General features: G+C 63.1%; 1 protein-coding gene. It reads right to left on the bottom strand.

What is annotated here, in order from left to right; translation table 11 throughout:
* On the bottom strand, positions 1-361 hold a 361-nt coding region (locus HLUSI_RS28190; protein ID WP_040503398.1), incomplete at its 3' end, for an aldehyde dehydrogenase family protein.
* Between the last annotated feature and the right edge of the window lie 165 nt (positions 362-526).

Here is a 526-nt window from a genome sequence, read left to right as displayed (position 1 = left end):
CGCCGTGGATCTTGTCGGCGGCGGTGCCGTAGAACTCGAAATAGCGCGCCACCACCTTGACGTCATTGCGCGCCACGGTGATCGGCTTGCCGGTGTCGCGCGCTTCCAGTTGGGCGATTTCCTCGGCGTTGGCGAGGATCAGTTCGCCCAGCTTTTGCAGCAGGCGGCCGCGCTCGGTCGCCGTCATTTTCCCCCATGGCCCGCTCAGTGCTCGTCGCGCGGCGTCCACCGCCAGCTTGACGTCGGCTTCGCCGCCGCGCGAGATGCTGCTGAACACCTTGGCGTTGCTGGGATCGATGACGTCGATGGTGCGTTCGTCCTGTGCCGCTTGCCAGCGGCCGTCTATCAGTATGGTTTTCATGTGTGTCTCCGGTAGGTTAACTTTTCGGTTCAGTGCACGGACGCGGCATGAGTCAATTCACCACGTTCCAATGTGAGAGTGTCGTCGGGCAAGTCGCGCAACAGGCTGCGGTTGGATTCGGTGACCACCACGCAGACTTCGCTGTCGATCTCGCGCAGGCGGCGC

Origin of the sequence: Herbaspirillum lusitanum P6-12 (assembly GCF_000256565.1) — a bacterium.
GTDB classification, from domain to species: Bacteria; Pseudomonadota; Gammaproteobacteria; order Burkholderiales; family Burkholderiaceae_D; genus Herbaspirillum; species Herbaspirillum lusitanum.
The sequence above is the reverse complement of the archived record's forward strand: the minus strand, read 5'-3'. Positions and strand labels throughout refer to the sequence as shown.